Source organism: Arthrobacter phoenicis (assembly GCF_047238215.1).
Classification (GTDB): Bacteria; Actinomycetota; Actinomycetes; order Actinomycetales; family Micrococcaceae; genus Arthrobacter.
Window position 1 is genome coordinate 2,774,711 of the sequence record NZ_JBDFMK010000001.1, and the last position, 23,549, is coordinate 2,798,259.

At 67.9% G+C, this 23,549-nt stretch carries 22 protein-coding genes; 14 read left to right on the top strand and 8 right to left on the bottom strand.

Features of this window, described 5'->3' with window-relative positions; translation table 11 throughout:
* The first annotated feature begins 122 nt into the window (after positions 1-122).
* From ABC337_RS13090 to ABC337_RS13105, 4 genes are all read left to right on the top strand, one after another.
* Positions 123-1,763: a peptide ABC transporter substrate-binding protein gene (locus ABC337_RS13090; protein WP_290255791.1), complete on the top strand. Its 1,641-nt coding sequence runs from the start codon at positions 123-125 to the stop codon at positions 1,761-1,763.
* A 255-nt stretch (positions 1,764-2,018) separates the two neighbouring features.
* A complete protein-coding gene (locus ABC337_RS13095) occupies positions 2,019-2,948 on the top strand; it encodes an ABC transporter permease (protein WP_412883592.1) in 930 nt (309 codons plus the stop codon).
* Positions 2,938-3,930, top strand: a complete 993-nt coding sequence (locus ABC337_RS13100) for an ABC transporter permease (protein ID WP_364133087.1) — start codon at positions 2,938-2,940, stop codon at positions 3,928-3,930. The genes ABC337_RS13095 and ABC337_RS13100 overlap by 11 nt, the downstream gene beginning before the upstream one ends.
* Before the next feature lie 11 nt (positions 3,931-3,941).
* Positions 3,942-5,657: an ABC transporter ATP-binding protein gene (locus ABC337_RS13105; RefSeq protein WP_412883591.1), complete on the top strand. Its 1,716-nt coding sequence runs from the start codon at positions 3,942-3,944 to the stop codon at positions 5,655-5,657.
* 115 nt (positions 5,658-5,772) lie between these two features.
* Here the strand turns inward: ABC337_RS13105 and ABC337_RS13110 are convergent, their stop codons facing one another.
* Positions 5,773-6,684 carry an SGNH/GDSL hydrolase family protein gene (locus tag ABC337_RS13110; RefSeq protein WP_412883590.1) on the bottom strand — a complete coding sequence of 304 codons (912 nt, stop codon included), beginning with the start codon at positions 6,682-6,684 and terminating at the stop codon, positions 5,773-5,775.
* A gap of 295 nt (positions 6,685-6,979) precedes the next feature.
* On the opposite strand from ABC337_RS13110, the gene typA reads away from it, so the two are divergent.
* The gene (typA, locus tag ABC337_RS13115) at positions 6,980-8,908 is read left to right on the top strand and encodes a translational GTPase TypA (protein ID WP_412883589.1); all 1,929 of its coding nucleotides are present in this window, start codon (positions 6,980-6,982) and stop codon (positions 8,906-8,908) included.
* A gap of 195 nt (positions 8,909-9,103) precedes the next feature.
* Entirely contained in the window at positions 9,104-10,441 is a 1,338-nt protein-coding gene (locus ABC337_RS13120; RefSeq protein WP_412883588.1) for an MFS transporter, read from the top strand.
* Here the strand turns inward: ABC337_RS13120 and ABC337_RS13125 are convergent.
* Complete coding sequence (locus tag ABC337_RS13125; protein ID WP_412883587.1) at positions 10,438-10,734, bottom strand: putative acetyltransferase; 297 nt, start codon at positions 10,732-10,734, stop codon at positions 10,438-10,440. The genes ABC337_RS13120 and ABC337_RS13125 overlap by 4 nt on opposite strands.
* 170 nt (positions 10,735-10,904) lie before the next feature.
* Here ABC337_RS13125 and fdxA point away from each other — a divergent pair, with 170 nt between their 5' ends.
* The 5 genes from fdxA to ABC337_RS13150 all read left to right on the top strand — a co-directional run bounded on the left by fdxA (position 10,905) and on the right by ABC337_RS13150 (position 15,436).
* Positions 10,905-11,231, top strand: coding sequence for a ferredoxin (gene fdxA, locus ABC337_RS13130; protein ID WP_290255783.1), 327 nt, complete (start codon positions 10,905-10,907; stop codon positions 11,229-11,231).
* A gap of 12 nt (positions 11,232-11,243) precedes the next feature.
* Positions 11,244-12,392: a succinyldiaminopimelate transaminase gene (gene dapC / locus ABC337_RS13135; RefSeq protein ID WP_412883586.1), complete on the top strand. Its 1,149-nt coding sequence runs from the start codon at positions 11,244-11,246 to the stop codon at positions 12,390-12,392.
* Between the two features lie 229 nt (positions 12,393-12,621).
* Positions 12,622-13,905, top strand: coding sequence for a citrate synthase (locus ABC337_RS13140; protein ID WP_412883585.1), 1,284 nt, complete (start codon positions 12,622-12,624; stop codon positions 13,903-13,905).
* 178 nt (positions 13,906-14,083) lie between these two features.
* A complete protein-coding gene (locus tag ABC337_RS13145) occupies positions 14,084-14,716 on the top strand; it encodes a TetR/AcrR family transcriptional regulator (RefSeq protein ID WP_412883584.1) in 633 nt (210 codons plus the stop codon).
* A 108-nt stretch (positions 14,717-14,824) separates the two neighbouring features.
* Positions 14,825-15,436 carry a hypothetical protein gene (locus tag ABC337_RS13150; RefSeq protein WP_412883583.1) on the top strand — a complete coding sequence of 204 codons (612 nt, stop codon included), beginning with the start codon at positions 14,825-14,827 and terminating at the stop codon, positions 15,434-15,436.
* Between the two features lie 51 nt (positions 15,437-15,487).
* Here ABC337_RS13150 and ABC337_RS13155 read toward each other — a convergent pair whose 3' ends face one another.
* Both ABC337_RS13155 and dapD read right to left on the bottom strand, forming a co-directional pair.
* The gene (locus ABC337_RS13155) at positions 15,488-16,336 is read right to left on the bottom strand and encodes a hypothetical protein (protein ID WP_412883582.1); all 849 of its coding nucleotides are present in this window, start codon (positions 16,334-16,336) and stop codon (positions 15,488-15,490) included.
* 65 nt (positions 16,337-16,401) lie between these two features.
* Positions 16,402-17,412 (bottom strand): 2,3,4,5-tetrahydropyridine-2,6-dicarboxylate N-succinyltransferase, encoded by a 1,011-nt coding sequence (gene dapD, locus ABC337_RS13160; protein ID WP_412883581.1) that lies wholly within the window; start codon positions 17,410-17,412, stop codon positions 16,402-16,404.
* A gap of 71 nt (positions 17,413-17,483) precedes the next feature.
* Here dapD and dapE point away from each other — a divergent pair, with 71 nt between their 5' ends.
* Positions 17,484-18,620, top strand: a complete 1,137-nt coding sequence (gene dapE, locus ABC337_RS13165; protein WP_412883580.1) for a succinyl-diaminopimelate desuccinylase — start codon at positions 17,484-17,486, stop codon at positions 18,618-18,620.
* Positions 18,621-18,711: 91 nt separating this feature from the next.
* Here dapE and ABC337_RS13170 read toward each other — a convergent pair whose 3' ends face one another.
* From ABC337_RS13170 to ABC337_RS13185, 4 genes are all read right to left on the bottom strand, one after another.
* The gene (locus tag ABC337_RS13170) at positions 18,712-19,563 is read right to left on the bottom strand and encodes an amino acid ABC transporter permease (RefSeq protein ID WP_412883579.1); all 852 of its coding nucleotides are present in this window, start codon (positions 19,561-19,563) and stop codon (positions 18,712-18,714) included.
* The gene (locus ABC337_RS13175; protein ID WP_290255775.1) at positions 19,560-20,207 is read right to left on the bottom strand and encodes an amino acid ABC transporter permease; all 648 of its coding nucleotides are present in this window, start codon (positions 20,205-20,207) and stop codon (positions 19,560-19,562) included. The genes ABC337_RS13170 and ABC337_RS13175 overlap by 4 nt, the downstream gene beginning before the upstream one ends.
* Before the next feature lie 63 nt (positions 20,208-20,270).
* On the bottom strand, positions 20,271-21,179 hold the full coding sequence (locus tag ABC337_RS13180; RefSeq protein ID WP_290255774.1) for a glutamate ABC transporter substrate-binding protein: 909 nt from the start codon (positions 21,177-21,179) through the stop codon (positions 20,271-20,273).
* Positions 21,180-21,235: 56 nt separating this feature from the next.
* A complete protein-coding gene (locus ABC337_RS13185) occupies positions 21,236-21,991 on the bottom strand; it encodes an amino acid ABC transporter ATP-binding protein (protein ID WP_290255773.1) in 756 nt (251 codons plus the stop codon).
* 312 nt (positions 21,992-22,303) lie between these two features.
* On the opposite strand from ABC337_RS13185, the gene ABC337_RS13190 reads away from it, so the two are divergent.
* Both ABC337_RS13190 and ABC337_RS13195 read left to right on the top strand, forming a co-directional pair.
* Positions 22,304-23,032, top strand: coding sequence for an LOG family protein (locus ABC337_RS13190; protein ID WP_412884929.1), 729 nt, complete (start codon positions 22,304-22,306; stop codon positions 23,030-23,032).
* A gap of 36 nt (positions 23,033-23,068) precedes the next feature.
* Positions 23,069-23,482, top strand: a complete 414-nt coding sequence (locus ABC337_RS13195; RefSeq protein ID WP_412883578.1) for a DivIVA domain-containing protein — start codon at positions 23,069-23,071, stop codon at positions 23,480-23,482.
* Positions 23,483-23,549: the final 67 nt, after the last annotated feature.

A 23,549-nucleotide genomic window follows, 5' to 3' on the forward strand; every position in this document is an offset into this window, starting at 1 on the left:
TGGACATCTTGCGGTTAGGCTACTTCCATATGTAGGCCACGTCACAGGGATATCCCTGTGCCCGCGCCTGCCGGGAAGCACAAGTCTCTCCCGCAGAACTCCCACAACTCTTAGGAGGAGGAATGCGTTTTTCGCGCACTTCCAAAGCACTGGGCCTGGTGGCTATCGCTGCCATGACCCTGACCGGTTGCGGCGGCGGCGGTTCCAACACCGCCGGCGGCAGCACCGGTGGCGACACCAGCAAGGTCATCATTGCTGACGGTTCCGAGCCCCAGCGTCCGCTGATGCCCGCCGACACCAATGAAGTTGGCGGCGGCAAGGTCATCGACATGATGTTCTCCGGTCTGGTCAGCTACGACCCCAACGGCAAGCCCGTGAACGAACTGGCCGAGTCCATCGAGGGCAAGGACGGCCAGCACTTCACGATCAAGATCAAGAAGGACCAGAAGTTCACCAACGGCGAGGCCATCACGGCCAAGACCTTTGTTGACTCCTGGAACTTCGGTGCCGCCGCGAAGAACGCACAGCTCAGCGGTGGCTTCTTCGAGTCCATCAAGGGCTACGACGAGGCCAGCAAGGAAGGCTCCACGGTCGAGACCATGTCCGGCCTGAAGGTCGTTGACGACCAGACCTTCACCGTTGAACTCTCCCAGCCGGAATCCGACTGGCCGCTGCGCCTGGGCTACACCGCCTTCGTGCCGGTCCCGTCCGGTGCCCTGAAGGACCCGAAGGGCTTCGGCGAGAAGCCGGTCGGCAACGGCCCGTACAAGATGGCCGACGGCGGCTGGCAGCACAACGTGCAGATCCAGCTGGTCCCGAACCCGGACTACAACGGCCCGCGCAAGGCCAAGAACGCCGGCGTGACGTTCAAGATCTACCAGAACGACGACGCCGCCTACCAGGACCTGCTGTCCAACAACCTGGACATCCTGCAGACCATCCCGACGAGCGCCCTGAAGAACTACAAGTCCGACCTGGGTGACCGCACCATCAACAAGCCGTACGCCGGCAACCAGACCATCGCCATCCCGGAATACCTGCCGGAGTGGAGCGGCGAGGCCGGCAAGCTGCGCCGCCAGGCCATCTCCATGGCCATCAACCGCGATGAGATCACCAAGGTCATCTTCAACGGTGCACGCCAGCCTGCCAAGGACTTCACCGCCCCCGTGCTGGACGGCTACAGCGACTCGATCCCGGGTTCGGACAACCTGAAGTTCGACGCCACCAAGGCCAAGGACGCCTGGGCCAAGGCTGACGCGATCCAGAAGTGGGACGCTGACAAGACCTTCACCATCGCCTACAACGCCGACAAGGGCGGCCACAAGGCATGGGTTGAGGCTGTTGTGAACCAGCTGAAGAACACCCTCGGCATCAAGGTTGAGGGCAAGCCGTACGCCACGTTCAAGGAAGCCCGCAACGACGCCACCGCCAAGACCCTGACCGGTGCCATCCGCGCCGGCTGGCAGGCAGACTACCCGTCGCTGTACAACTTCCTCGGCCCGATCTACAAGACCGGTGCCGGTTCCAACGACGCGAAGTACGCGAACCCGACGTTCGACAAGGCCATCTCCGACGGCCTGAACGCCTCCACCGTCGCCGACGGCAACAAGGCCATGAACAAGGCCCAGGAAATCCTCCTGACCGACCTTCCGGCCATCCCCCTGTGGTACCAGGTTGCCCAGGGCGGCTGGAGCGACAAGGTCACCAACGTTGACTACGGCTGGGACGGCGTCCCGCTGTACTACAACATCAGCGGCAAGTAAATAACTGAACGACGGCGGGGGCTGCCTGGATTGGGGCCTCCGCCGTTGTTCTGCTTCCACTCTGTTTTCCCGACAGATCCCCGAAAGTTCTCCCTGACAGTCCGCCCTGACGGCCACCGCCTCGGGTGAACTCTGCAGCCCGTCCTCCGTGACCGACCCGGCGCCGGGCCGCAGTCCATAGTGAAAAGGTTCTTCGATGAACAACTCCGCCGCATCCCTGGACCGGATGCCTGCTGACAAGGGTGTGCTTCGCTGATGGCGACTTACATCCTCAAGCGTTTTCTCCAACTGATCCCCGTCTTCCTGGGCGCAACGCTGCTGGTCTACTTCCTGGTCTTCAGCCTCCCCGGTGACCCGATCGTCGCCCTCTTCGGCGACAAGCCGGTCAACGAGGCCGTCGCCGCGAAGCTCCGCGCGCAGTACCACCTGGACCAGCCCTTCTGGATCCAATACCTGCTCTACCTCAAGAGCATCTTCACCTTCGACCTCGGCCAGGACTTCTCCGGCCGTCCCATCGCCGCCGTGCTGGGCGAGGTGTTCCCCGTTACCGCCCGCCTGGCCATCATGGCGCTGATCTTCGAGGCCTTCTTCGGCATCATTTTCGGCCTGATCGCCGGCCTGCGGAAGGGCAAGCTCTTCGACGCGACCGTCCTCGTGGCGTCCCTGATCGTCATCGGCATCCCGATCTTCGTGCTCGGCTTCCTGCTGCAGTTCACCATCGGCGTCCAGCTCGGCTGGGCCAAGCCGACGGTCAGCTCCGCGGCCACGGTGCAGGACCTGATCCTGCCGGCGATCGTGCTGGGCCTGGGCTCCTTCGCGTACGTGCTGCGCCTGACCCGCACCTCCGTGATCGAGAACATGAACGCCGACTACGTGCGCACCGCCACCGCCAAGGGCCTGTCACGGTTCCGCGTGGTCCGCGTGCACATCCTGCGTAACTCCCTGATCCCCGTCATCACCTTCCTGGGCGCGGACCTGGGCAGCCTGATGGGCGGCGCGATCGTCACCGAAGGCATCTTCAACGTGCCCGGCGTCGGCAACCGGCTCTACCGGGCCGTGCTCTCCGGCGAGGGACCCACGGTGGTCTCGATCGTCACCGTCCTGGTGCTGATCTACTGCCTCTCCAACCTGCTCGTTGACCTGCTCTACGCCTGGCTTGACCCGAGGATCCGCTATGACTCCTGAAACCAATCCCGCACGGCAGGACGCTCCGATGCCCGCCCCGCGCCACATCGAGCACTTCGTCGCCGACTTCTCCGAGACCCCGCTGCAGGCCACGGACAAGGTCAAGGAGGATCAGGCACCCCTGAGCCTCTGGGCCGAGGCCTGGCGCAACCTGCGCAAGCAGCCGCTGTTCCTGATCTCCGCGTTCCTGATCCTGGTGGTCGTGGCCGTGTCCCTCTTCCCGGGACTGTTCTCCGGCATCGACCCCACCTCCGAGGCCTGCCAGCTGGCCAACTCCGACGGTGGACCCACTGGCGGCCACCCGCTGGGCTTCACCCAGCAGGGCTGCGACGTCTACGCCCGCGTCATCTACGGCACGCGCTCCTCGGTGACCGTCGGCCTGTTCACCACCATCGGTGTGCTGGTCATCGGCGGCATCATGGGCGCCCTGGCCGGCTACTACGGCGGCTGGGTTGACGCGGTCCTGGCCCGGATCAACGACATCTTCTTCGCGCTCCCGCTGATCCTCGGCGCAATCGTCGTCATGCAGCTGCCGATGTTCCGCTCCAACCGCACCGCGTGGACCCTGGTACTGATCCTGATGGCGTTCGGCTGGCCGCAGATCGCCCGCATCACCCGCGGCGCCGTGATCGAGGTCCGCAATGCCGACTTCGTCACCGCCGCGCGCTCCCTGGGCGTGTCCAAGTTCGGCGCCCTCATGCGTCACGTCATGCCGAACTCGCTGGCCCCGATCATCGTCGTGGCCACCATCTCCCTGGGCACCTTCATCGTGGCGGAATCCACGCTGTCCTTCCTGGGCATCGGCCTCCCGCCCAGCGTGATGTCCTGGGGCAACGACATCCAGGCAGCGCAGGCCTCGCTGCGCTCGAACCCGATGCCGCTGCTCTACCCGGCCATCGCCCTCTCCATCACCGTTCTGAGCTTCATCATGCTGGGCGACGCCCTCCGTGATGCTCTCGATCCCAAAGCGCGCAAGCGATGAAAGGGGAAGCCATGAACACCCCTGTTGAAATCCGTGAAGAGGGAACGGCCGCCGTGCGTCCGCTCCTGGAAATCCGGGACCTGGCGATCACCTTCAAGACCGGCGGCGGCGACGTCAACGCCGTCCGCAACGCCCACCTCACCGTGATGCCGGGCGAAACGGTCGCGATCGTGGGCGAGTCCGGGTCGGGCAAGTCGACGACCGCGCTGGCCGCGATCGGCCTGCTGCCCACCAACGGCCGGGTCTCCGGCGGCCAGATCCTGTTCGACGGCGAGGACATCTCCAACGCCAGCGAGAAGCGCATGATCGAACTGCGCGGCAACAGCATCGGCATGGTCCCGCAGGACCCGATGTCCAACCTCAACCCGGTCTGGAAGATCGGCCAGCAGGTCCGCGAGACGCTCAAGGCCAACGGGCTGCCCGACGGTCCCGACGACGTCGCCAAGGTCCTCTCGGAGGCGGGCCTGCCCGACGCCGCCCGGCGCGCCAAGCAGTACCCGCACGAGTTCTCCGGCGGCATGCGCCAGCGTGCGCTGATCGCCATCGGCCTGTCCTGCCAGCCGCGCCTGCTCATCGCCGATGAGCCGACGTCGGCCCTGGACGTGACCGTGCAGCGTCAGATTCTTGACCACCTGGACAAGATGACCACCGAGCTCGGCACCGCCGTGCTGCTGATCACCCACGACCTTGGCCTCGCCGCCGAACGTGCCGACAAGGTGGTCGTGATGTACCGCGGCCAGGTGGTGGAATCGGGTCCGTCGCTGGAGCTGCTGCGCAACCCGCAGCACCCGTACACCCAGCGCCTGGTCTCCTCCGCGCCGTCGCTGGCGTCCCGCCGGATCCAGGCAGCCAAGGAGCAGGGCGTCGAGTCCGAGGACCTGCTCGCCCCCGCCGAGGAGGGCGTGGTCGAGGCCGCGAAGCCGGACGAGGTACTCAAGATCGAGAACCTCCGCAAGGTCTTCAAGCTCCGCTCCGGCCTGGGCCGGTCCACCGACTTCACCGCGGTGGACGACGTGTCCTTCAGCGTCAAGCGCGGCACGACGACGGCGATCGTGGGGGAGTCGGGCTCCGGCAAGTCCACGGTGGCCCAGATGGTGCTAAACCTGCTCCAGCCCACCTCCGGCAAGATCGTGTTCGACGGCGTGGACACCTCGACGCTGAACGCCAAGGAAATCTTCGCGTTCCGGCGCCGCGTCCAGCCGATCTTCCAGGACCCCTACGGTTCCCTCGACCCGATGTACAACATCTTCCGGACCATCGAGGAACCGCTGCGGACCCACAAGATCGGGACCAAGGCCAGCCGGGAAAAGAAGGTGCGCGAACTGCTGGACCAGGTGGCCCTGCCGCAGTCCACCATGCAGCGCTACCCGAACGAGCTCTCCGGCGGCCAGCGCCAGCGCGTCGCGATTGCCCGTGCCCTGGCCCTCGATCCCGAGGTCATCATCTGCGACGAGGCCGTCTCCGCGCTCGACGTGCTGGTCCAGGCGCAGGTGCTCAACCTGCTCGCGGACCTGCAGTCGCGGCTGGGCCTGACCTACCTCTTCATCACCCACGACCTGGCCGTGGTCCGGCAGATCGCGGACCACGTCTGCGTGATGGAAAAGGGCAAGCTGGTGGAGACCGGTTCGACCGACGACGTCTTCGACGCGCCGCAGAAGGAGTACACGAAGGCCCTGCTGAACGCCATCCCCGGCGCCAAGCTGATGCTCCCGCCGGACGTCGCCTGACCTCCAGGCAGGACGCCCCTCCGGGCCCTCACTAACAAAGGGAGCCGGTGACCACCCCGCGGGGGTGGTCACCGGCTCCCTTTCTTAACTCTTCACGGTCCGCCGGTACCGCTGCCTAGTTGCCGGGCTCGGTGGTCACGGGCCCGGGCGGCGGCAGTTCGAGGCCCAGATCCTTGAGCCGGCCGGCCAGGATCTTACCCAGCGCGGCGTGTCCGGTGCTGTTCATGTGCACGCCGTCGGCCATCTGCGAGGTCAGGTTGTACTTGGTCAGCCAGTCGCCGGTGCTGATGAACGGGATGGAATGCCGGGCCGCGAGGCCGCCCAGCAACGAATCCACCTGCGTCCGGCGGCCGCCGCCGTAGTTCGCCCCGCGGGCCAGGGTGCCGATCATCGCCAGCCGGGCGGCGGGATAGCGCTGCTTGAGGGAGGCGATCAGCCGCTCGGCATTGGCCACGATCTGGGCGTCGGTGGCCCCGCGGGTGGCATCGTTGCCGCCCCCTTCCATCACGACCAGGGCGGGCGCGCCGTAGGGCAGCTTCCAGTCCCCGCGCTGCAGGGCGTCGATGTAGTTGCCGGTCTTCCCGTTCGCCGCGACATAGCCGGTTCCGCCCAGGCCGCAGAAGAAAACGTCGTATCCGGCCGCGGAGAGGCCCTGCCGGGGCCACCCGTTGGTCGGCTCGGACTGGGAGTCGCCGATCAGGAGCGCGGTCCGGTTGATGTTGGCCACGATGACCTCGTCCCGGCCGTTGGCCGGGTTGCGGTAGACCGTGCCCGGGGCCATGGTGGCCGGGTTGGGCAGGGGTGCCAGCAGGGACTTCTGGCCGCCGGCCGCGACGGGTTCGCCGGACACGCCGGCGCCCGCACGGGCCGCCGACTTGCCGGGTACGGCGGAGGCTGGGGCGCTGGCGCTGGCCGGTGAGTCCGGGCCGGACGAGGAAGGGGTGGGTGCCTGCCCGCAGCCGGCCAGGAGAACGCCGGTGGCGATCACAGGTGCGGCGTAGCGGGTCAGAGCCGAGGCGATTCGCATCTGGGGTCTCCGGGCTTTGCTTTTCTTTACCACGGCAATAATGCGGTACTTCGCTCTCAAAAGCCAGTGACATTCCTCACGGGGACACGACGCCCGTGCGCCCCTGCCGCCGTCGTCGGGCGCGGGACACGGTTCCCGAAGATCCCCGGGCCGACGGGCGATTTAGGCCAATAAAAGCCCGTGCCGCTAGAATGGATGCAGGTGCCCTGTGCGAACGGGCCATTCCTGTCGTGCGTTCCGGTCGGAAATGTCGCGATACAACAGCTGACTTCACCACTGAATCGAGCAATAACGCATGTCTGAAACCACCACCAACACTGCGGTAGCCACTGCATTGCGCAGTGACCTGCGCAACGTCGCGATTGTGGCCCACGTTGACCACGGCAAGACCACCCTGGTCGACGCCATGCTCAAGCAGACCAACTCCTTTGCCGAGCACAACCACCTCGAAGACCGCGTCATGGACTCCGGTGACCTGGAACGCGAAAAGGGCATCACCATCCTGGCCAAGAACACCACGGTGGCCTACAACGGTCCGTCCTCCAACGGCGAGACCATCACCATCAACGTCATCGACACCCCCGGCCACGCCGACTTCGGTGGCGAGGTCGAGCGCGGCCTGTCCATGGTCGACGGCGTCGTCCTCCTCGTGGACGCCTCCGAAGGCCCGCTGCCGCAGACCCGCTTCGTGCTGCGCAAGGCCCTCGCCGCGCACCTGCCGGTGATCCTGCTGGTCAACAAGACCGACCGTCCCGACGCCCGCATCGAGGAAGTCGTGCACGAGTCCATGGACCTGCTCCTGGGCCTGGCCTCCGACCTCGCGGACGAAGTTCCGGACCTGGACCTGGACAAGATCCTCGAAGTTCCCGTCGTCTACGCCGCCGCCAAGGTTGGCCGCGCCTCCCTCGAGCAGCCCGCCGACGGCACCGCTCCGGAGAACGAGGACCTGGAACCGCTTTTCAAGACCATCATTGAGCACATTCCGGCCCCGACCTACAACCCGGAGGGTGTGCTGCAGGCACACGTCACCAACCTGGACGCCTCCCCGTTCCTCGGCCGCCTCGCGCTGCTCCGCATCTACAACGGCACCCTGCGCAAGGGCCAGACCGTGGCCTGGGCCCGCGCCAACGGTGAGCTCAAGAACGTCAAGATCACCGAACTGCTGGCGACCAAGGCCCTGGACCGTGTCCCGGCCGAGTCCGCCGGACCGGGCGAGATTGTCGCCGTCGCCGGTATCGAGGAGATCACCATCGGTGAGACCCTGACCGACGCCGAGAACCCGCAGCCGCTGCCGCTCATCACCGTTGACGACCCGGCCATCTCGATGACCATCGGTATCAACACCTCGCCGCTGGCCGGCAAGGTCAAGGGCGCCAAGGTCACCGCACGCCAGGTCAAGGACCGCCTCGACAAGGAACTGATCGGTAACGTCTCCATCAAGGTCCTCCCGACCGAGCGTCCCGACGCCTGGGAAGTCCAGGGCCGTGGCGAGCTCGCCCTCGCCATCCTGGTCGAGCAGATGCGCCGCGAAGGCTTCGAGCTGACCGTCGGCAAGCCGCAGGTTGTCACCAAGACCATCGACGGCAAGGTCCACGAGCCGATGGAACACATGACCATCGATGTGCCCGAGGAGTATCTCGGCGCCGTGACGCAGCTGATGGCCGCCCGCAAGGGCCGCATGACCAACATGGCCAACCACGGCACCGGCTGGTGCCGCATGGAGTTCATCGTTCCCGCCCGTGGCCTGATCGGCTTCCGCACCCGGTTCCTCACGGACACCCGCGGCGCCGGCATCGCCGCCTCCATCTCCGAGGGCTACGAGCCGTGGGCCGGCCCGATCGAATACCGCACCAACGGTTCGATGATCGCCGACCGCGCCGGCGTCGTGACCCCGTTCGCGATGATCAACCTGCAGGAACGCGGCTCCTTCTTCGTGAAGCCCACCTCCGAGGTCTACGAGGGCATGATCGTCGGCGAGAACTCCCGCGCCGATGACATGGACGTCAACATCACCAAGGAAAAGAAGCTCACCAACATGCGTGCCGCTTCCTCGGACTCCTTCGAGAACCTGACCCCGCCGCGCGAGCTGACCCTCGAGGAATCCCTCGAATTCGCCCGCGAGGACGAGTGCGTCGAGGTCACCCCGGAGGATATCCGTATCCGCAAGCTGATCCTGGACTCCAACGAGCGTGCCAAGGCCAACCGCGCCCGCGCCAAGGCCTAGGGTCCAGCCCGCCAGGGCACCGGTGCTTCCAGCGCCACCACGAACTGCCGTCGGGGCAGGCGGTCCAACCGCCGCCCCGGCGGCAGTGCCGTTTAACCGGCCCTCCCGGTCCTGCCGGCGCCGGTGCGGCACACCGCCGCCCCGGCGCGCCGCGAAGTGATTGACAGCTGTCACCTCTACTGCAAAGCTGACCCGGTGACAGCCCAGAAACCCGCCGACTACGCCGCGGATTCCGACGTCGGCGGGGACGCTGAGGCCCCGGAGGACACTTCCCGGGGGGCGGCCTCGCTGTGGCGGGACGCCAACTTCGGCGTCTTCTGGACCGCCCAGTCCCTCTCCCAGCTCGGCGCCCAGCTCGGGCAGCTCGCGTTCCCCGTCCTGGCCGTGACCCTGCTGCGCGCCACCGAGTTCGAGGTGGGCATCCTCAACGCCGCCGGACTCGCCGCTTTCCTGCTGGTCGGACTGCCCGCCGGCGCCTGGGTGGACCGCTGGCTCAAGCGCCGCACCATGATCATCGCGGACCTGGTCCGGATGGTCGCGATCAGCGCCGTGCCCCTGCTCTGGTGGGCCGGTGCGTTGCAGGTCTGGCACCTCTACGTCATCTCCGCCGTCGTCGGCGTCGCCACCGTGTTCTTCGACGTCTCCTACCAGAGCTTCGTGCCGCTGCTGGTGCCCGCCCGCCATGTGGGCGAGGCTAACTCCAAACTTGAGGCCACGGCCCAGATCGCCCGGATCGGCGGCCCGGCCGCCGGCGGAGCGCTCCTGGCCGTGGTGACGGCGCCGGTGCTCTTTGTCGGCCAGTCCGTGGGATACCTGCTCTCCGCCCTGTTCCTGAGCCGCACCCGCGACCGGGAGGAACCCCGTCCGGCCCGGGAGCACGGTTCGCTGGGCACCGAGATCCGCGAGGGCCTCGCCTTCGTGGTGCGGCACGAACTGATCCGCCGCGTGGTGCTCTGCACCGCCGGCATGAACTTCGCCAGCATGCTGGTGTTCACGCTGCTGCCGGTGCTGGTGCTTCGGCAGCTGGGGCTTGGCCCCCAGGGCATGGGCATCATCATGTCCGTCGGCGCCGCGGGCGGCCTGCTGGGCGCGGTGTCCGGTCCGTGGCTTGCCCGCCGGATCGGCGAGGGCCGGGTCATCCCGGCGGGGGCACTGCTGGGGTCGCTGGCGCTGGTGCTGGTGCCGGTGGCGGCCCTGCAGACCGAACCCGGCAACGCCCTGGTGCTGCTGACCATCTCCGAGTTCGGCACCACCTTCGGCGCGCTGGTCTACAACATCATGCAGCTGACCATGCGGCAGCGGGTCTGCCCGCCGCGGCTGCTCGGCCGGATGAACGCCTCCGTCCGCTGCGTCGTCTGGGGCGTCATGCCGGTGGCGGCCCTGATCGGCGGTTTCCTCGGCGAATCCATCGGGATGGTGCCGGCCATGTGGCTGGGTGCCGCACTGAGCCTGCTCTCCGTGGCGCCGGTGCTGTTCTCGCCGCTGATGTCCATGCGGAAGCTCCCGGACAGCGTCGAGGAACCCGCGTCCTAGGCTTCCTCCGGGCCGGCCGCGTCTTGGGATTTCTCCGGCTCACTTGAGCCCGGCCTCACCCGCGGCACCCGGCGCGGCGGAGGCGGGGGCACGGCCTTGGCCGCCACCACGGACGCCAGCGTGATGACCGTATCCTCCCGGCGCGTGCGCACCGTGCACTCGATGCCGTCGCAGCCCAGCAGTTCGCCCAGCGCGTCGGTCAGGCCGCCGTCGATCCGGTACCGGACCACCACCCGGGTGCCCGGCGCGGCGGAGGCCAGGAAGTCACGGGGCCGGGAAGGGGAAACGCTCACCGCCCTATCCTAGGTCCGCGGCCGGACCGCCCGCCGCGTGCGTCTGTGACGGCCGGGTAGGTTGGTGGGAGCGGGCTGGGGGATAATAGGCTCGGAAGTCAGCAGCCCGGCGCTCAGGCCGGGGCAGAACGCCCGGCGTAAGCCGGAGCCAACGTGGAGAGGCCAGGGTCGTGACGTACGTAATCGCGCAGCCGTGTGTAGATGTTAAGGACAAGGCATGCATTGAGGAGTGCCCCGTCGACTGCATCTACGAGGGTGAGCGTTCCCTGTACATCCACCCGGACGAGTGCGTGGACTGCGGTGCCTGCGAGCCGGTCTGCCCCGTCGAGGCGATCTACTACGAGGACGACACCCCCGAAGAGTGGGCGGACTACTACAAGGCCAACGTCGAGTTCTTCGACGTGCTGGGTTCCCCGGGCGGCGCCGCCAAGATCGGCAACACCCACACCGACCACCCGATGATCGCCGCCCTGCCGCCGCAGAACCAAGACCACTAGGACGGACCCACGGTGACTTCTGCGGTGCGCAGCTTCGGCCTCAGCCTGCCCGACTACCCGTGGGAGGCGATGGCGCCCTACAGCGCCCGCGCCGCCGGGCATCCCGGGGGAGTGGCCAACCTGTCCATCGGTACCCCGGTGGATGACACGCCCGCGCTGGTCCAGGACGCCCTCCGGGCCGCGGCCAACGCCCCCGGCTACCCGACCGTGCACGGCACCCCCGCCCTCCGCGAGGCCATCGCCGCCTGGTTCGAGCGCCGCCGCGGCGTCCCCGGCCTCGACCCGCAGAACGTCATGCCCACCGTCGGGTCCAAGGAACTGGTGGCCTGGCTGCCGTTCCTGCTCGGCCTCAAGCCCGGCGACGTCGTCGTCCGGCCCACCGTCGCCTACCCCACCTACGACATCGGGGCCACCTTCGCCGGCGCCGAGCACGTCGCCGCCGACGACCTCGATGAACTCGACGCCGGCACGCGCTCGCGCGTCCGGCTCGTCTGGGTCAACTCTCCGGCCAACCCCACCGGCAGCGTCCGCGACGCCGAGTCCCTGCGCCGGATCGTGACGCAGGCACGTGAGCTGGGCGCCGTCGTCGCCTCCGACGAGTGCTACGCCGAACTGGGCTGGGGCAAATGGGACGTCCAGCGGGGCGGCGAACCCGTGCCCAGCATCCTCGACCCGCGGGTGGCAGGCGGCTCCCACGAGGGGCTGCTGGCGGTCTACTCGCTGAGCAAGCAGTCCAACCTGGCCGGCTACCGGGCCGCCTTCGTTGCCGGCGACGGGGCGCTGATGGCCAACCTGGTCAACAGCCGCAAGCACGCCGGGATGATTGTGCCCTACCCGGTCCAGGAGGCCATGCGCGTGGCGCTCGGCGACGACGCCCACGTCACCGCGCAGAAGGACCTGTACCGCGGCCGCCGCGAGCGGATCGTTCCCGCCCTGGAGGCCTTCGGGCTGACCATCCACGAGTCCCGCGCCGGCCTCTACCTGTGGGCCACCGCGGGCGAACCGACCTGGGACACGGTGGGGCGGCTGGCGGACCGCGGGATCGTCGTCGGCCCCGGGGTGTTCTACGGCGACGCCGGCAACGGCTTCGTGCGGGTGGCGCTGACGGCCAGCGACGAGGGGATTGACGCCGCCGCGGAGCGTCTGGCTACGGGACCGTAACGATGCTGTGACGCGGGGCACACAAAGCGCGGATTCGCCGGCTTGAAGCCCCGCGGATTAGTGCCACCCGCGAACTCCCGGTACTTTTTAACTGACGATCAATGGTGGCTTTCCACAAGAAGGCAGCGCGGCCGTTGGAACCGGCATGCAGATGCGGATTCCGTGGGCGGCTTCACCAGATGTTGGATCAAGCTTTCAACAGGGGCCCAGGGCCTCATGAGGAGAATCCATGACTGAGACCACCAGCGCAACCCTGCGTCATGCAGGCGGCGAGCTTGAGCTCCCGCGCATCAAGGTTGTTGAAGGAAACGAAGGCTACGACGTTTCCAAGCTGCTGAAGCAGACCGGCGCCGTTGCCTTTGACCCCGGTTTCATGAACACCGCGGCCACCACCTCGGCCATCACCTACATCGATGGCGACGCCGGCATCCTGCGCTACCGGGGCTACCCGATCGAGCAGCTCGCCGAGCACTCCAGCTTCCTCGAGGTGTCCTACCTGCTGATCTACGGCAACCTGCCGACGCCGGCCGAGCTGGACGCCTTCGACCAGCGGATCCGCCACCACACCCTGCTGCACGAGGAGCTCAAGGGCTTCTTCAGCGGCTTCCCGCGCGATGCGCACCCGATGCCGGTGCTGTCCTCCGCCGTCTCCGCGCTGTCCACCTTCTACCAGGACTCGCTGGACCCGTTCAACGCCGAGCACGTCGAGGTTTCCACCTACCGCCTGCTGGCCAAGATGCCGGTCATCGCCGCCTACGCGCTGAAGAAGTCCATCGGCCAGCCGATGCTGTACCCGGACAACTCCATGAACCTGGTGGAGAACTTCCTGCGCCTGAGCTTCGGCCTCCCCGCCGAGCAGTACGAGGTGGACCCGGTCGTCGCCAAGGCCCTGGACCTGCTGCTCATCCTGCACGCGGACCACGAGCAGAACTGCTCCACCTCCACGGTCCGCCTGGTGGGCTCCTCCAACGCCAACCTCTTCGCTTCCGTCTCCGCCGGCATCAACGCCCTCTTCGGCCCCGCCCACGGCGGCGCCAACGAGGCCGTCCTCAAGATGCTCCGCCAGATCCAGGCCGACGGCATCAAGCCCGAGGACTACATGGAGAAGGTCAAGAACAAGGAAGACGGCGTCCGCCTGATGGGCTTCGGCCACCGGGTCTACAAGAACTACGACCCGCGCGCCAAGATCGTCAAGGCCACAGCCCACGAGATCCTCAGCAAGCTCGGCGGCAACGACGAACTGCTCGAGATCGCCCTCCGCCTCGAAGAGAAGGCGCTGCAGGATGACTACTTCATCCAGCGCAAGCTCTACCCCAACGTGGACTTCTACACCGGCCTGATCTACAAGGCCATGGGCTTCCCGGAGAAGATGTTCACCGTGCTCTTCGCGATCGGCCGCCTCCCCGGCTGGATCGCCCAGTGGCGCGAGATGATCAGCGACCCGAACACCAAGATTGGCCGCCCGCGCCAGCTGTACACGGGAGAGCCGGAACGGAACTACCCGGCCGTCTAGGACCCATCCGACGGCACCGCACAGTTGTGCACAGCCTGACGGCGGCGGCCGCGCACCCTTCCCGGGGGCGCGGCCGCCGCCGTTTTCCGTGCCGGGAGCACCCGTAGCTGGTACGGGAGTGACGGGTGGGACGGCGTGGTTCGCCGCGGACGGGGCACATGCGTGCTAAAAAGGAGCAATGCCCAAATTTGTCGACGCTGTTTTGCGGCGCCAGGAAATTGTCGACGCGGTGTTCCGCATTATCGCCACCGACGGCCTGGAACGGGCGTCCCTGCGTGAGGTGGCCGACGAGGCCGGCCTGGCCGTCGGCTCCGTGCGGCACTACTTCGCCAGCAGCGACGAGCTGCTCATCCACTCCTTCAGCGTCGCCGTTGACAGCATCACCGGTCGGCTGCTCGCCGCCGAGGAGCAGCTCGCCGGGGCGGCCTCCGGCACCCCCGGCCACCGGACCGCCGTGCTGGCGCTGCTGGAGGAACTGCTGCCGCTCGATGAGGAGCGGGCCGTGGACGCCTGCGTCTGGATGGCCTTCAAGGCCGCCGCCCGCACCCGCCCTTTCCTGGTCCCGGAGGCGGACCGCAGCCACCGGGCGGTGGCCGCCGTCGTCGGCCGCCTCGTGCTTAGCCTCGCCGGAGACGGGGCGGAGCCGGACCAGCAACAGCTTGTCACCGAGGCCGAGCGACTCCTGGCAACCCTCGACGGGCTGGTCCTGCACGCGTTGCTGCAGCCGGAATGGATGACGGCACAGGTGTGCCGCGACGTCCTTGAGGCGCACCTTTCGACCCTGGACCGGCGGCACCCGGTCCCTGCCTGACCGCCGGGGACCATCACCTGCACCGCCACCAACCTGTGCCCGCCATTAACCTGTGCGGCCAACGGGAATACACTGAAAAAGTACGTCTTGCCAAGGGAGGCACATCGGATGCACCACACAGGCGGGCCCGGCTGGCGGATCACCATGGACACCTCGGGTCCCATGCTGATCGCGCTGTATGTACGGGACGCGGCCGGCCTGGAGACCGTGGGTCATCCGGTCCTCTGCCCGGTCGTTCCCAAGATCCATCCGTCGAACCATTCCCACCTGATCAACGAGGTGGGCGGGATGCCGGCGCTGAAGACGGAGTGGGAGGCCTGGTGGTCGCAGCTGCTCAAGGCGCACCCGGAGATGGAGCCCGAGCTCGGGCCGCCTGGCTTCCGTGCCTTCGGCAACTCCCCGGCCCTGCGGCGCGTGCTGCAGGCACACTTCGGCGCAGCGCTCAGCTGGGCCAGGGAGCGCCAGGGGGAGTACCGCGCACTCGAGGCTGAACGGGATGCCAACGGCGCCGCCTCGATCCTGGCCGACATGGTCGAGGACCGCCTGCTGGAGGCCGGCCGGGATGCCCCCGACTTCGAGCTGACCATCATTGAGCTGCCGCTGGCCGAGCCGCGGGCCTGGTACCTGGAGCCGGACAAGATCATCATGAGCTCGGCGCTGGCCGCGGACCCGGAGCTGTTCCGCAGCTACGTCCAGCCGGTCATCGAACTGCTGGCCTGATCGGGCGACCGGTCGTCCGGGCCCGCCGGCTTTGCGTTGTGGCTGTCCCGGCTACTTGGCCGGTTCCGCCGCGACCGTGATGCTGACCTGGCCGGCCGGGGCGTCCCCGGGCTGCCAGCCCTTATGGTCGGACCGGGTCCAGTTCTGGCCGTCGACGGCTACCGCGGTGATGGACAGCGACTTCGCGTTCGCCACCGCCCACTGGGCCACGGCCCACGCCCGGGTGTCCCGCGCCTGCACGGTGAGCGTGCGCCCCTCCGTGCCTGCGTCGAGCGCTCCGAATGCCGACGTCAGCCGCTGCTGCACGGCGGCCGGGTCACCGGCGGCGTCGGGGGCGCGCAGCGTGCAGTCCAGGGCCTGCGGCGACTGCCCGGTCAGGGCGGAGGCGAAGGCCCGTGCCGTGGGTTCGTGCTGGGCGTAGGCGCCCGGGTAGGCCGAACGCTGGACCTCCTGCGCGGCGGCGGTGATGGGCAGCGACTCATAGCCGGGAATCTTGACCAGCGCATCGTAGAAGGCATTGGTGGCATGGTACGGGTCCATCACCTCGGCCTCGGTGCCCCAGCCCTGCGAGGGCCGCTGCTGGAAGAGCCCGCGAGAGTCCGGTCCGGCCTCGTCCCCGTGGCCGATGTTGCGGAGCTTGGATTCCTGCAACGAGGTGGCCAGGGCGATGCTGGCGGCGCGGGCAGGCAGGCCGCGCCGCACGGCGACCGCGCTGATCAGGGCGGCGTACCCGGCCTGGTCGGTGGCGAGGTCCTCGTCCGCGCCGGGGACCTCGCAGCCCTCGGTCACCAGGGTCTCGGACCGCTGCAGGAAGGCGACGGCGGTGTATACGGCGCCGCCCACCATCGCCAGGACCAGCAACAGCACGATCCTGCGGCGCCAGCCACGTCTGCGTGCCACGTAAATACTCCCTCGGGCCCCGCGGGGCCGGTCGAATCCTGAGCCGTCAGGCTCTCGGCCGGTGCCTAGTTGGCGTGCAGAGCCTCGTTGAGCTCCACGGTCTGTCCCTTGCGCGGCAGTACTTCCACCTGGCCGCTGGTGGAGTTGCGGCGGAACAGCAGGTTCGGGACGCCGGAGAGTTCCACGGCCTTCACGATCCGGGTGGTGTCCTCGCCGTCGGCGTCGTTCGGGCCCACAACGCGGACGCGGGTGCCGGCGGTGACGTACAGGCCGGCCTCCACCACGGAGTCATCGCCGATGCTGATCCCGACGCCGGAGTTCGCGCCCAGGAGGACCCGCTCGCCGAGCGAGATCTGTTCCTTGCCGCCGCCGGAGAGGGTGCCCATGATCGAGGCGCCGCCGCCGACGTCGGTGCCGTTGCCTGCGACGACACCGGCGGAGATCCGGCCCTCGACCATGGAGGTGCCGAGCGTGCCGGCGTTGAAGTTCACGAAGCCCTCGTGCATGACCGTGGTGCCCTCGGCCAGGTGCGCGCCGAGGCGGACCCGGTCGGCGTCGGCGATCCGGACGCCGGAGGGGAGGACGTAGTCCACCATGCGGGGGAACTTGTCCACGCCGTAGACGGTGACGGCGCCGCGGCGGCGGAGCCGGGCGCGGGTCATTTCGAAGCCCTCCACCGGGGCGGGCCCGAAGTTGGTCCAGACGACGTTGGGCAGCTTGCCGAAGATGCCGTCAAGGTTGATGCTGTTGGGCTTGACCAGGCGGTGCGAGAGCAGGTGCAGGCGCAGGTACGCATCGGCGGTGTCCGCGGGGGCCTCATCCAGGTTGATCTGGGCGAAGATGACCTTCTGCTCGGTGCCGCGGTCGGCGTCGCCGCCCGCCGCCGCGATGTCCTGCAGCGTCTGGTCCGCGTTGGTGACGTCGCGCAGGCTCTCCGCGGCGGTTCCGAGGGCCGGGGCCGGGAACCAGGCGTCCAGCACGGTGGCTTCCCCGTCGCGGGTGGCGATGGTGGCCACCCCGTAACCGTAGGCGGAGCGGGAGTCGGCGGGCGCGGCGGAGGAAGCGTTGTCAGTCATGCGCCCAAGTCTATCGACGGGCCCCGCCGTCTTCTAAAACGGTGACGGTGCGCGGACGCTACAGTGGGACGGTGACTGAGCAAAGCGCCCCCGCCCGCCTGGATCTGCACCAGGACGTGGCCCTTTTGACCGCAGACATCATCGATATCTTCAGCGTTTCGGGGGAGGAGCGCAGGCTGGCGGACGCCGTCGAGCACGCGCTCCGGGCCGTCCCGCAGCTGGAGCTGACCCGCGACGGCGACGCGATCGTCGCCCGCACCTCGCTGGGCCGGGCCGAGCGGGTCATCCTGGCCGGGCACCTGGACACGGTGCCGCTGCCCACCACCGAAGGCTCCCTCGGCACCGTCCCCTCCTACTGGGCCTCCGGCGCGCCGGGGGAGGGCATCCTTTACGGCCGCGGCGCCACCGACATGAAGAGCGGCGTCGCCGTGCAGCTGGCCCTGGCGGCCGGAATGTTCGACGGCGGCGCGGCACCGGACAAGGACGTCACCTTTGTCTTCTACGACCACGAGGAGGTCGAGGGCGTGAAGAGCGGCCTGGGCCGGCTGGTGCGCAACCACGGAGACCTCCTCGAGGGCGACTTCGCGATCCTGCTCGAACCCACGGACGGCACCGTCGAGGGCGGCTGCAACGGCACCATCCGCTTCGAGGCCACCACCCTCGGCGAGGCGGCCCACTCCGCACGGGCCTGGATGGGCAGCAACGCCATCCACGCCGCGGCCCCCATCCTGGAACGCTTGGCGGCATACGAGCCGAAGACGGTCGCCGTCGACGGTCTGGACTACCGGGAGAGCCTGAACGCCGTGCGCGTCCACGGCGGGACGGCCGGCAACGTCATCCCCGACCGCTGCGTGGTGGAGATCAACTACCGCTTCGCTCCCGACAAGACCATGGCGCAGGCCGAGGCGCACGTGCGCGAGTTGCTGGCCGGCTTCGACCTGGTCCGCACCGACGGCGCCGCCGGTGCCCGGCCGGGCCTGAACCACCCGGCCGCCGCGTCCTTCGTGGCCGCCGTCGGTGCCGAGCCGAAGCCCAAGTACGGCTGGACCGACGTCGCCCGCTTCAGCGAACTGGGCGTCCCCGCCGTGAACTTCGGCCCGGGGGATGCGCTGCTGGCGCACAAGGACAACGAACACGTCGACGCCGCGGCCATCCGCGAGTGCCTGCGCGCGCTGCGCGACTGGCTGGGTCTGCCCGGCGCCCAGTAGGGCAGCACGGGCCCTCACACGCCCGAAACACGAACGGCCCGGAACCTGAGGTTCCGGGCCGTTCTGCGTTGAAGCTGCGTTGCTGGTGCGGCTAGGCGTCGGCGGGCACGCTGGCCGCCGGGGCCACCGCCACGCCCGGCTTGCGGGAGAGCCGGCGTTCCAGCCACTTGGCGATCGCGGCCAGGATCAGGCACATGCCCACGTACAGCACGGCAGCCACCATGGCGGCCGGAATGATCGGGGAGCCGTACTGGATCTGGCTGCCGAAGTACTTCGCCTGGAACAGGATCTCGTTGTAGGTCACGATGAACCCGAGGGCGGTGTCCTTCAGGATGACCACCAGCTGGGAGATGATGACCGGCAGCATGGACCGGACCGCCTGCGGCAGCAGGATGCTGGTCATGACCTTGCTCTTGGGCAGGCCGATCGCGTAGCCGGCCTCGCTCTGGCCGCGCGGCAGCGACTCGATGCCGGCGCGGAACACCTCCGCCAGAACCGAGCCGTTGTACAGCACCAGGCCGGCCACGACGGCGCTGAAGGGCGTGATGCCCTGGATGCCGACGGTGGGGAGGCCGTAGTAGAAGATCATCATCAGGATCAGCAGCGGCACGGCACGGAACAGCTCCGTGAAGCCGTAGCACGGGGCGCTGATCCAACGGCGGTCCGAGAGCCGGCCGAAGGCCAGCAGGATGCCGAGGATCAGGCTCAGGACCGCCGCGGTGCCGAAGGCCGACAGCGTGGCGCCGACGGACTGGGCGATGGTCTGCTGCACCAGCGGAAAGGTGAACAGCTGCCACTTCTTCGCCTCGAACTGGCCGCTTTCGGCGAACCGGAGCAGGACAAAACCGATGATCAGCAGGATCACCAGGGCGGTGACGACGCCGAGGATCCGGTTGCGGGCACGGGACTTGGGGCCGGGGGCGTCAAAGAGGACGGAACTCATCGGGCAACCTTCCACTTCTGTTCAAGCTTTCGCTGCAGGGCGGAAAGGATGAAGACAAGGATGATGAACACCAGGGCCACCCAGAGCAGGCCGGTCAGGGCCGGTTCGCCGCGCTCGGAGAGGTTGGCGCGGATGGCGCCGGCCTCGAAGACCGAGAAGCCCGCGGCCACGGTGGTGTTCTTGAGCAGGGCGATGAAGACGCTGAACATCGGCGGGATCACGGCGCGGAACGCTTGCGGCAGGATCACCAGGGTGAGGGTCTGGGTGAACGGCAGGCCGATGGCACGGGCGGCTTCGGCCTGGCCCACCGGCACGGTGTTGATACCGGAGCGGACAGCCTCGGCCACATAGGTGGCCGTGTAGAGGCTCAGGCCGATGATCGCGGCGGTGGTGAAGTCGATCGGCACCAGGCCGAGCTTCGGGTAACCCAAAGCGAAGAAGAACAGCACCAGGGTCAACGGGGTATTGCGCACCACGTTGACGTAGAGCGTCGCGGTCGCACGCATGGCGGGGACGGGGGACACCCGCAGGGCGGCGACGACGGTGCCGAGGATCAGGGCGAAGATCGCCGAGAAGAAAAAGAGGATGAGCGTGTTTCGGAACCCCGTAATGAAGAGGTCCGAGTTATTCAGCAGCGTATTCACAGAATCGTCGCTTTCGACAGTGGAAGAGGGGGCGGCCCGGAGGCCGCCCCCTCAACGCAGGTTTTAGTAGTTCTCTACTGCGGGCTGCTGGACCTTCGTGCCGGACTGGCCGAGCGTCTGGTCGTAGATCTTCTGCCAGACGGAACCGCCGTCGGTGAAGGTCTTGTTGATGAACTGGCGCAGGGCGGTGTCACCCTTCTTCAGGCCGACACCGTACTTCTCGGTGGTGAACGGCTGGCCGACAACCTTCAGGCTGTCCGGCTCCTGGGCGGCGTAGCCGAGCAGGATGGCCTGGTCGGTGGTGACCGCGTCAACCTGGCCGCTCTTGAGGGCCTCAACACACTGCGAGTAGGTGTCGAACTCGGTGGTCTTGGTGCCCGGGAAGTTGGCCTTGATGTTCTGGATCGGAGTGGAACCGGTGGCCGAGCAAACGTTCTTGCCGGAGAGGTCCTTCTCGCTGTTGATGCTGGAATTGTCCTTCTTGACCAGGATGCCCTGGCCGGTGACGAAGTACGGTCCGGCGAAGTCGATCAGCTGCTTGCGCTTGTCCGTGATGGAGTAGGTGCCGACGTAGTAGTCGATGTCGCCGTTGGTGATGGCGGACTCACGGTTGGCGGACGGGATCGGCTTGAACTCGATCTTGTCCTTGCTCATGCCCAGAGACGCGGCAACCCACTTGGCGATCTCGATGTCGAAGCCGGAGTACTCGCCGGTGGCTGCATCCTTGAAGCCGAGGCCGGGCTGGTCCTGCTTAACGCCGATGCGGATCTTGCCGCTGGACTTGATCGCGTCGTAGGTGGGGCTGCCGGTCAGCGAGACGTTGTCGGCAACCTTGTACGGTGCCTGGTCCCCGCCGCCGGCCGGAGCAGCGCCGCCGGTGCTGCCGGAGCCGCCGCAGGCGCTGAGGGAGAGAGCCAAAGCCGCGGTGGCCGCGACGAACAGGGGCTTCTTCCCGTTAAAGAATTTCTTCATCGGATACCTTTCATTGGACGGCCGCCTGTCGGCGGCCGGAGAGAGATGCGGTGTGCTTAGTGGGTCAGGAGCTTGGAGAGGAAGTCCTTGGCGCGGCTGCTCTTCGGGTTCGTGAAGAACTCCTCGGGCGTCTCGTCTTCGACGATCTGGCCGTCGGCCATGAAGACCACCCGGTCCGCGGCCTTGCGGGCGAAGCCCATCTCGTGGGTAACCACGATCATGGTCATGCCTTCCTTGGCGAGCTGGACCATGACGTCGAGGACCTCGTTGATCATCTCTGGGTCCAGTGCGGAGGTGGGCTCGTCGAACAGCATGACCTTGGGCTTCATCGCCAGGGCCCGCGCAATTGCCACGCGCTGCTGCTGGCCGCCGGAGAGCTGTGCGGGCAGCTTCGGCGCCTGCTGGCCGACGCCGACGCGCTCCAGCAACGCCATGGCGTCCTTTTCGGCCTCGGCCTTGGAGGCACCCTTGACCTTGATCGGACCCAGCGTGACGTTCTCCAGGATCGTCTTGTGGGCGAACAGGTTGAAGGACTGGAACACCATGCCGACGTCTGCCCGCAACTTGGCCAGGCCCTTGCCCTCCGCGGGAAGTTCCTTGCCGTCGATCGTGATGACGCCGTCGTCGATCGTTTCCAGCCGGTTGATGGTGCGGCACAGCGTTGACTTGCCCGAGCCCGAGGGGCCGATGACAACAACGACCTCTCCCTTGCGGACGTTCAGATTGATGTCCTTGAGGACATGCAACTGGCCGTAGTGCTTATTCACGGCCTTCAGGGAGACGAGGGCATCGCCGGGTACTTGAGTAGTCATAGAAAGAATCTAGCGAAGATTAGCCCCTTATGACGCCAATCACTCCCAGTTCGTCCACATCGTGACACAAGAGATACCCGTCACGGGGAACCCCGGACCGCGCCCGGCGGGCCTCGAACATCCGGTGCCTCCCCGGGGGCTAGCCTTGGGGGCATGAAAAGCGATCCGCAGCCCGTGCCCGAGCAGCCCGCATCCTCCGGCGGCAGCACCGCCGGCGGCAATGGGGGAACCGGGCGGCGGGATAATCCGCCGGCCAACGGCATCCGGCACAAGGGCCCCCTGGAACTACGGCGCCGGGCGGCGAAGGTCACTATGTCCGACCAGACGCTGCTGGACACCAAGGGCCCCGGGCAGTTCGTGCACACGGATCCCTGGCGGGTGCTGCGGATCCAGAGCGAATTCGTCGAAGGCTTCGGCGCCCTGGCGGACCTGGGCCCGGCGGTCAGCGTCTTCGGCTCCGCCCGCACCCAGCCCGGCAGCCTGAACTACGAACTCGGCGTCGAGGTGGGCCGGAAGCTGGCCGAGGCCGGACTCGCCGTGATCACCGGCGGCGGACCCGGTTCCATGGAGGCCGCGAACAAGGGCGCAGTCCAGGGCAACGGAGTCTCCGTGGGCCTGGGCATCGAGCTGCCATTCGAGCAGGGCCTGAACCAGTGGGTGGACCTGGGCATCAACTTCCGCTATTTCTTCGCGCGTAAGACCATGTTCGTCAAATACGCGCAGGGCTTCATCGTGCTGCCGGGCGGACTGGGGACCCTGGACGAGCTGTTCGAGGCGATGGTCCTGGTGCAGACCCGCAAGGTGACCTCCTTCCCGATCGTGCTGATCGGCACCGCGTTCTGGAGCCCGATGCTCGAATGGATCCAGACCACGCTGGTCACCGAGGGCATGATGGCCGAGCAGGACCTGGACCTCGTCCAGGTGGTCGACGATCCGGCGCTCGCCGTCGAACTCATCGTCGAGGGGGCTGCCCGGCACCGCAACCCCAGCGGCAACAACCCCGGCGCGGCGCCCGGCGGCGAGACCGCCCCGCACGCCTGACCGGCCGCGCCCCGGCTTCTCTGGCACCATGGAGCTGTGAGTTTTTTCCTCGTCTTCCTGGCGGTCGTGCTGGCAGCCGTCGCCATTTTCCTCGGTACGGACCTGGTGCCGCGGCTTTTCCGCCGCGGCCGCGGGGTGGGCCGGGCGTTCGACGACGGGTTCGATGAGCCGGTCGCGTCGCTGCCGGACGTCCTGCTGCCCGAGGACGCGACGACGGCGGATATCGACCGGATCCGGTTCGCCGTGGGAGTCCGCGGCTACCGGATGGACCAGGTGGACCAGGTCCTGGACGAGCTGAAGGCGCAGATCATCCGCAAGGACCGGGAACTGGAGGACCTGAGGTCCCGGGCCGGCGGGGAGACCGCGACGGCGCCCGCCGCGGACCCGGGCCACTCCGCGCGTTCCGCCACGGCCCCACATCCCGCCCCGGCCACGCACCCGGCACCGTGAACGAACCGCGCCCCGTCCGCGAGGCGGGCCCCGCCGTCGAGGTCCGTCCCGCCGCCCCGGCGGCGCC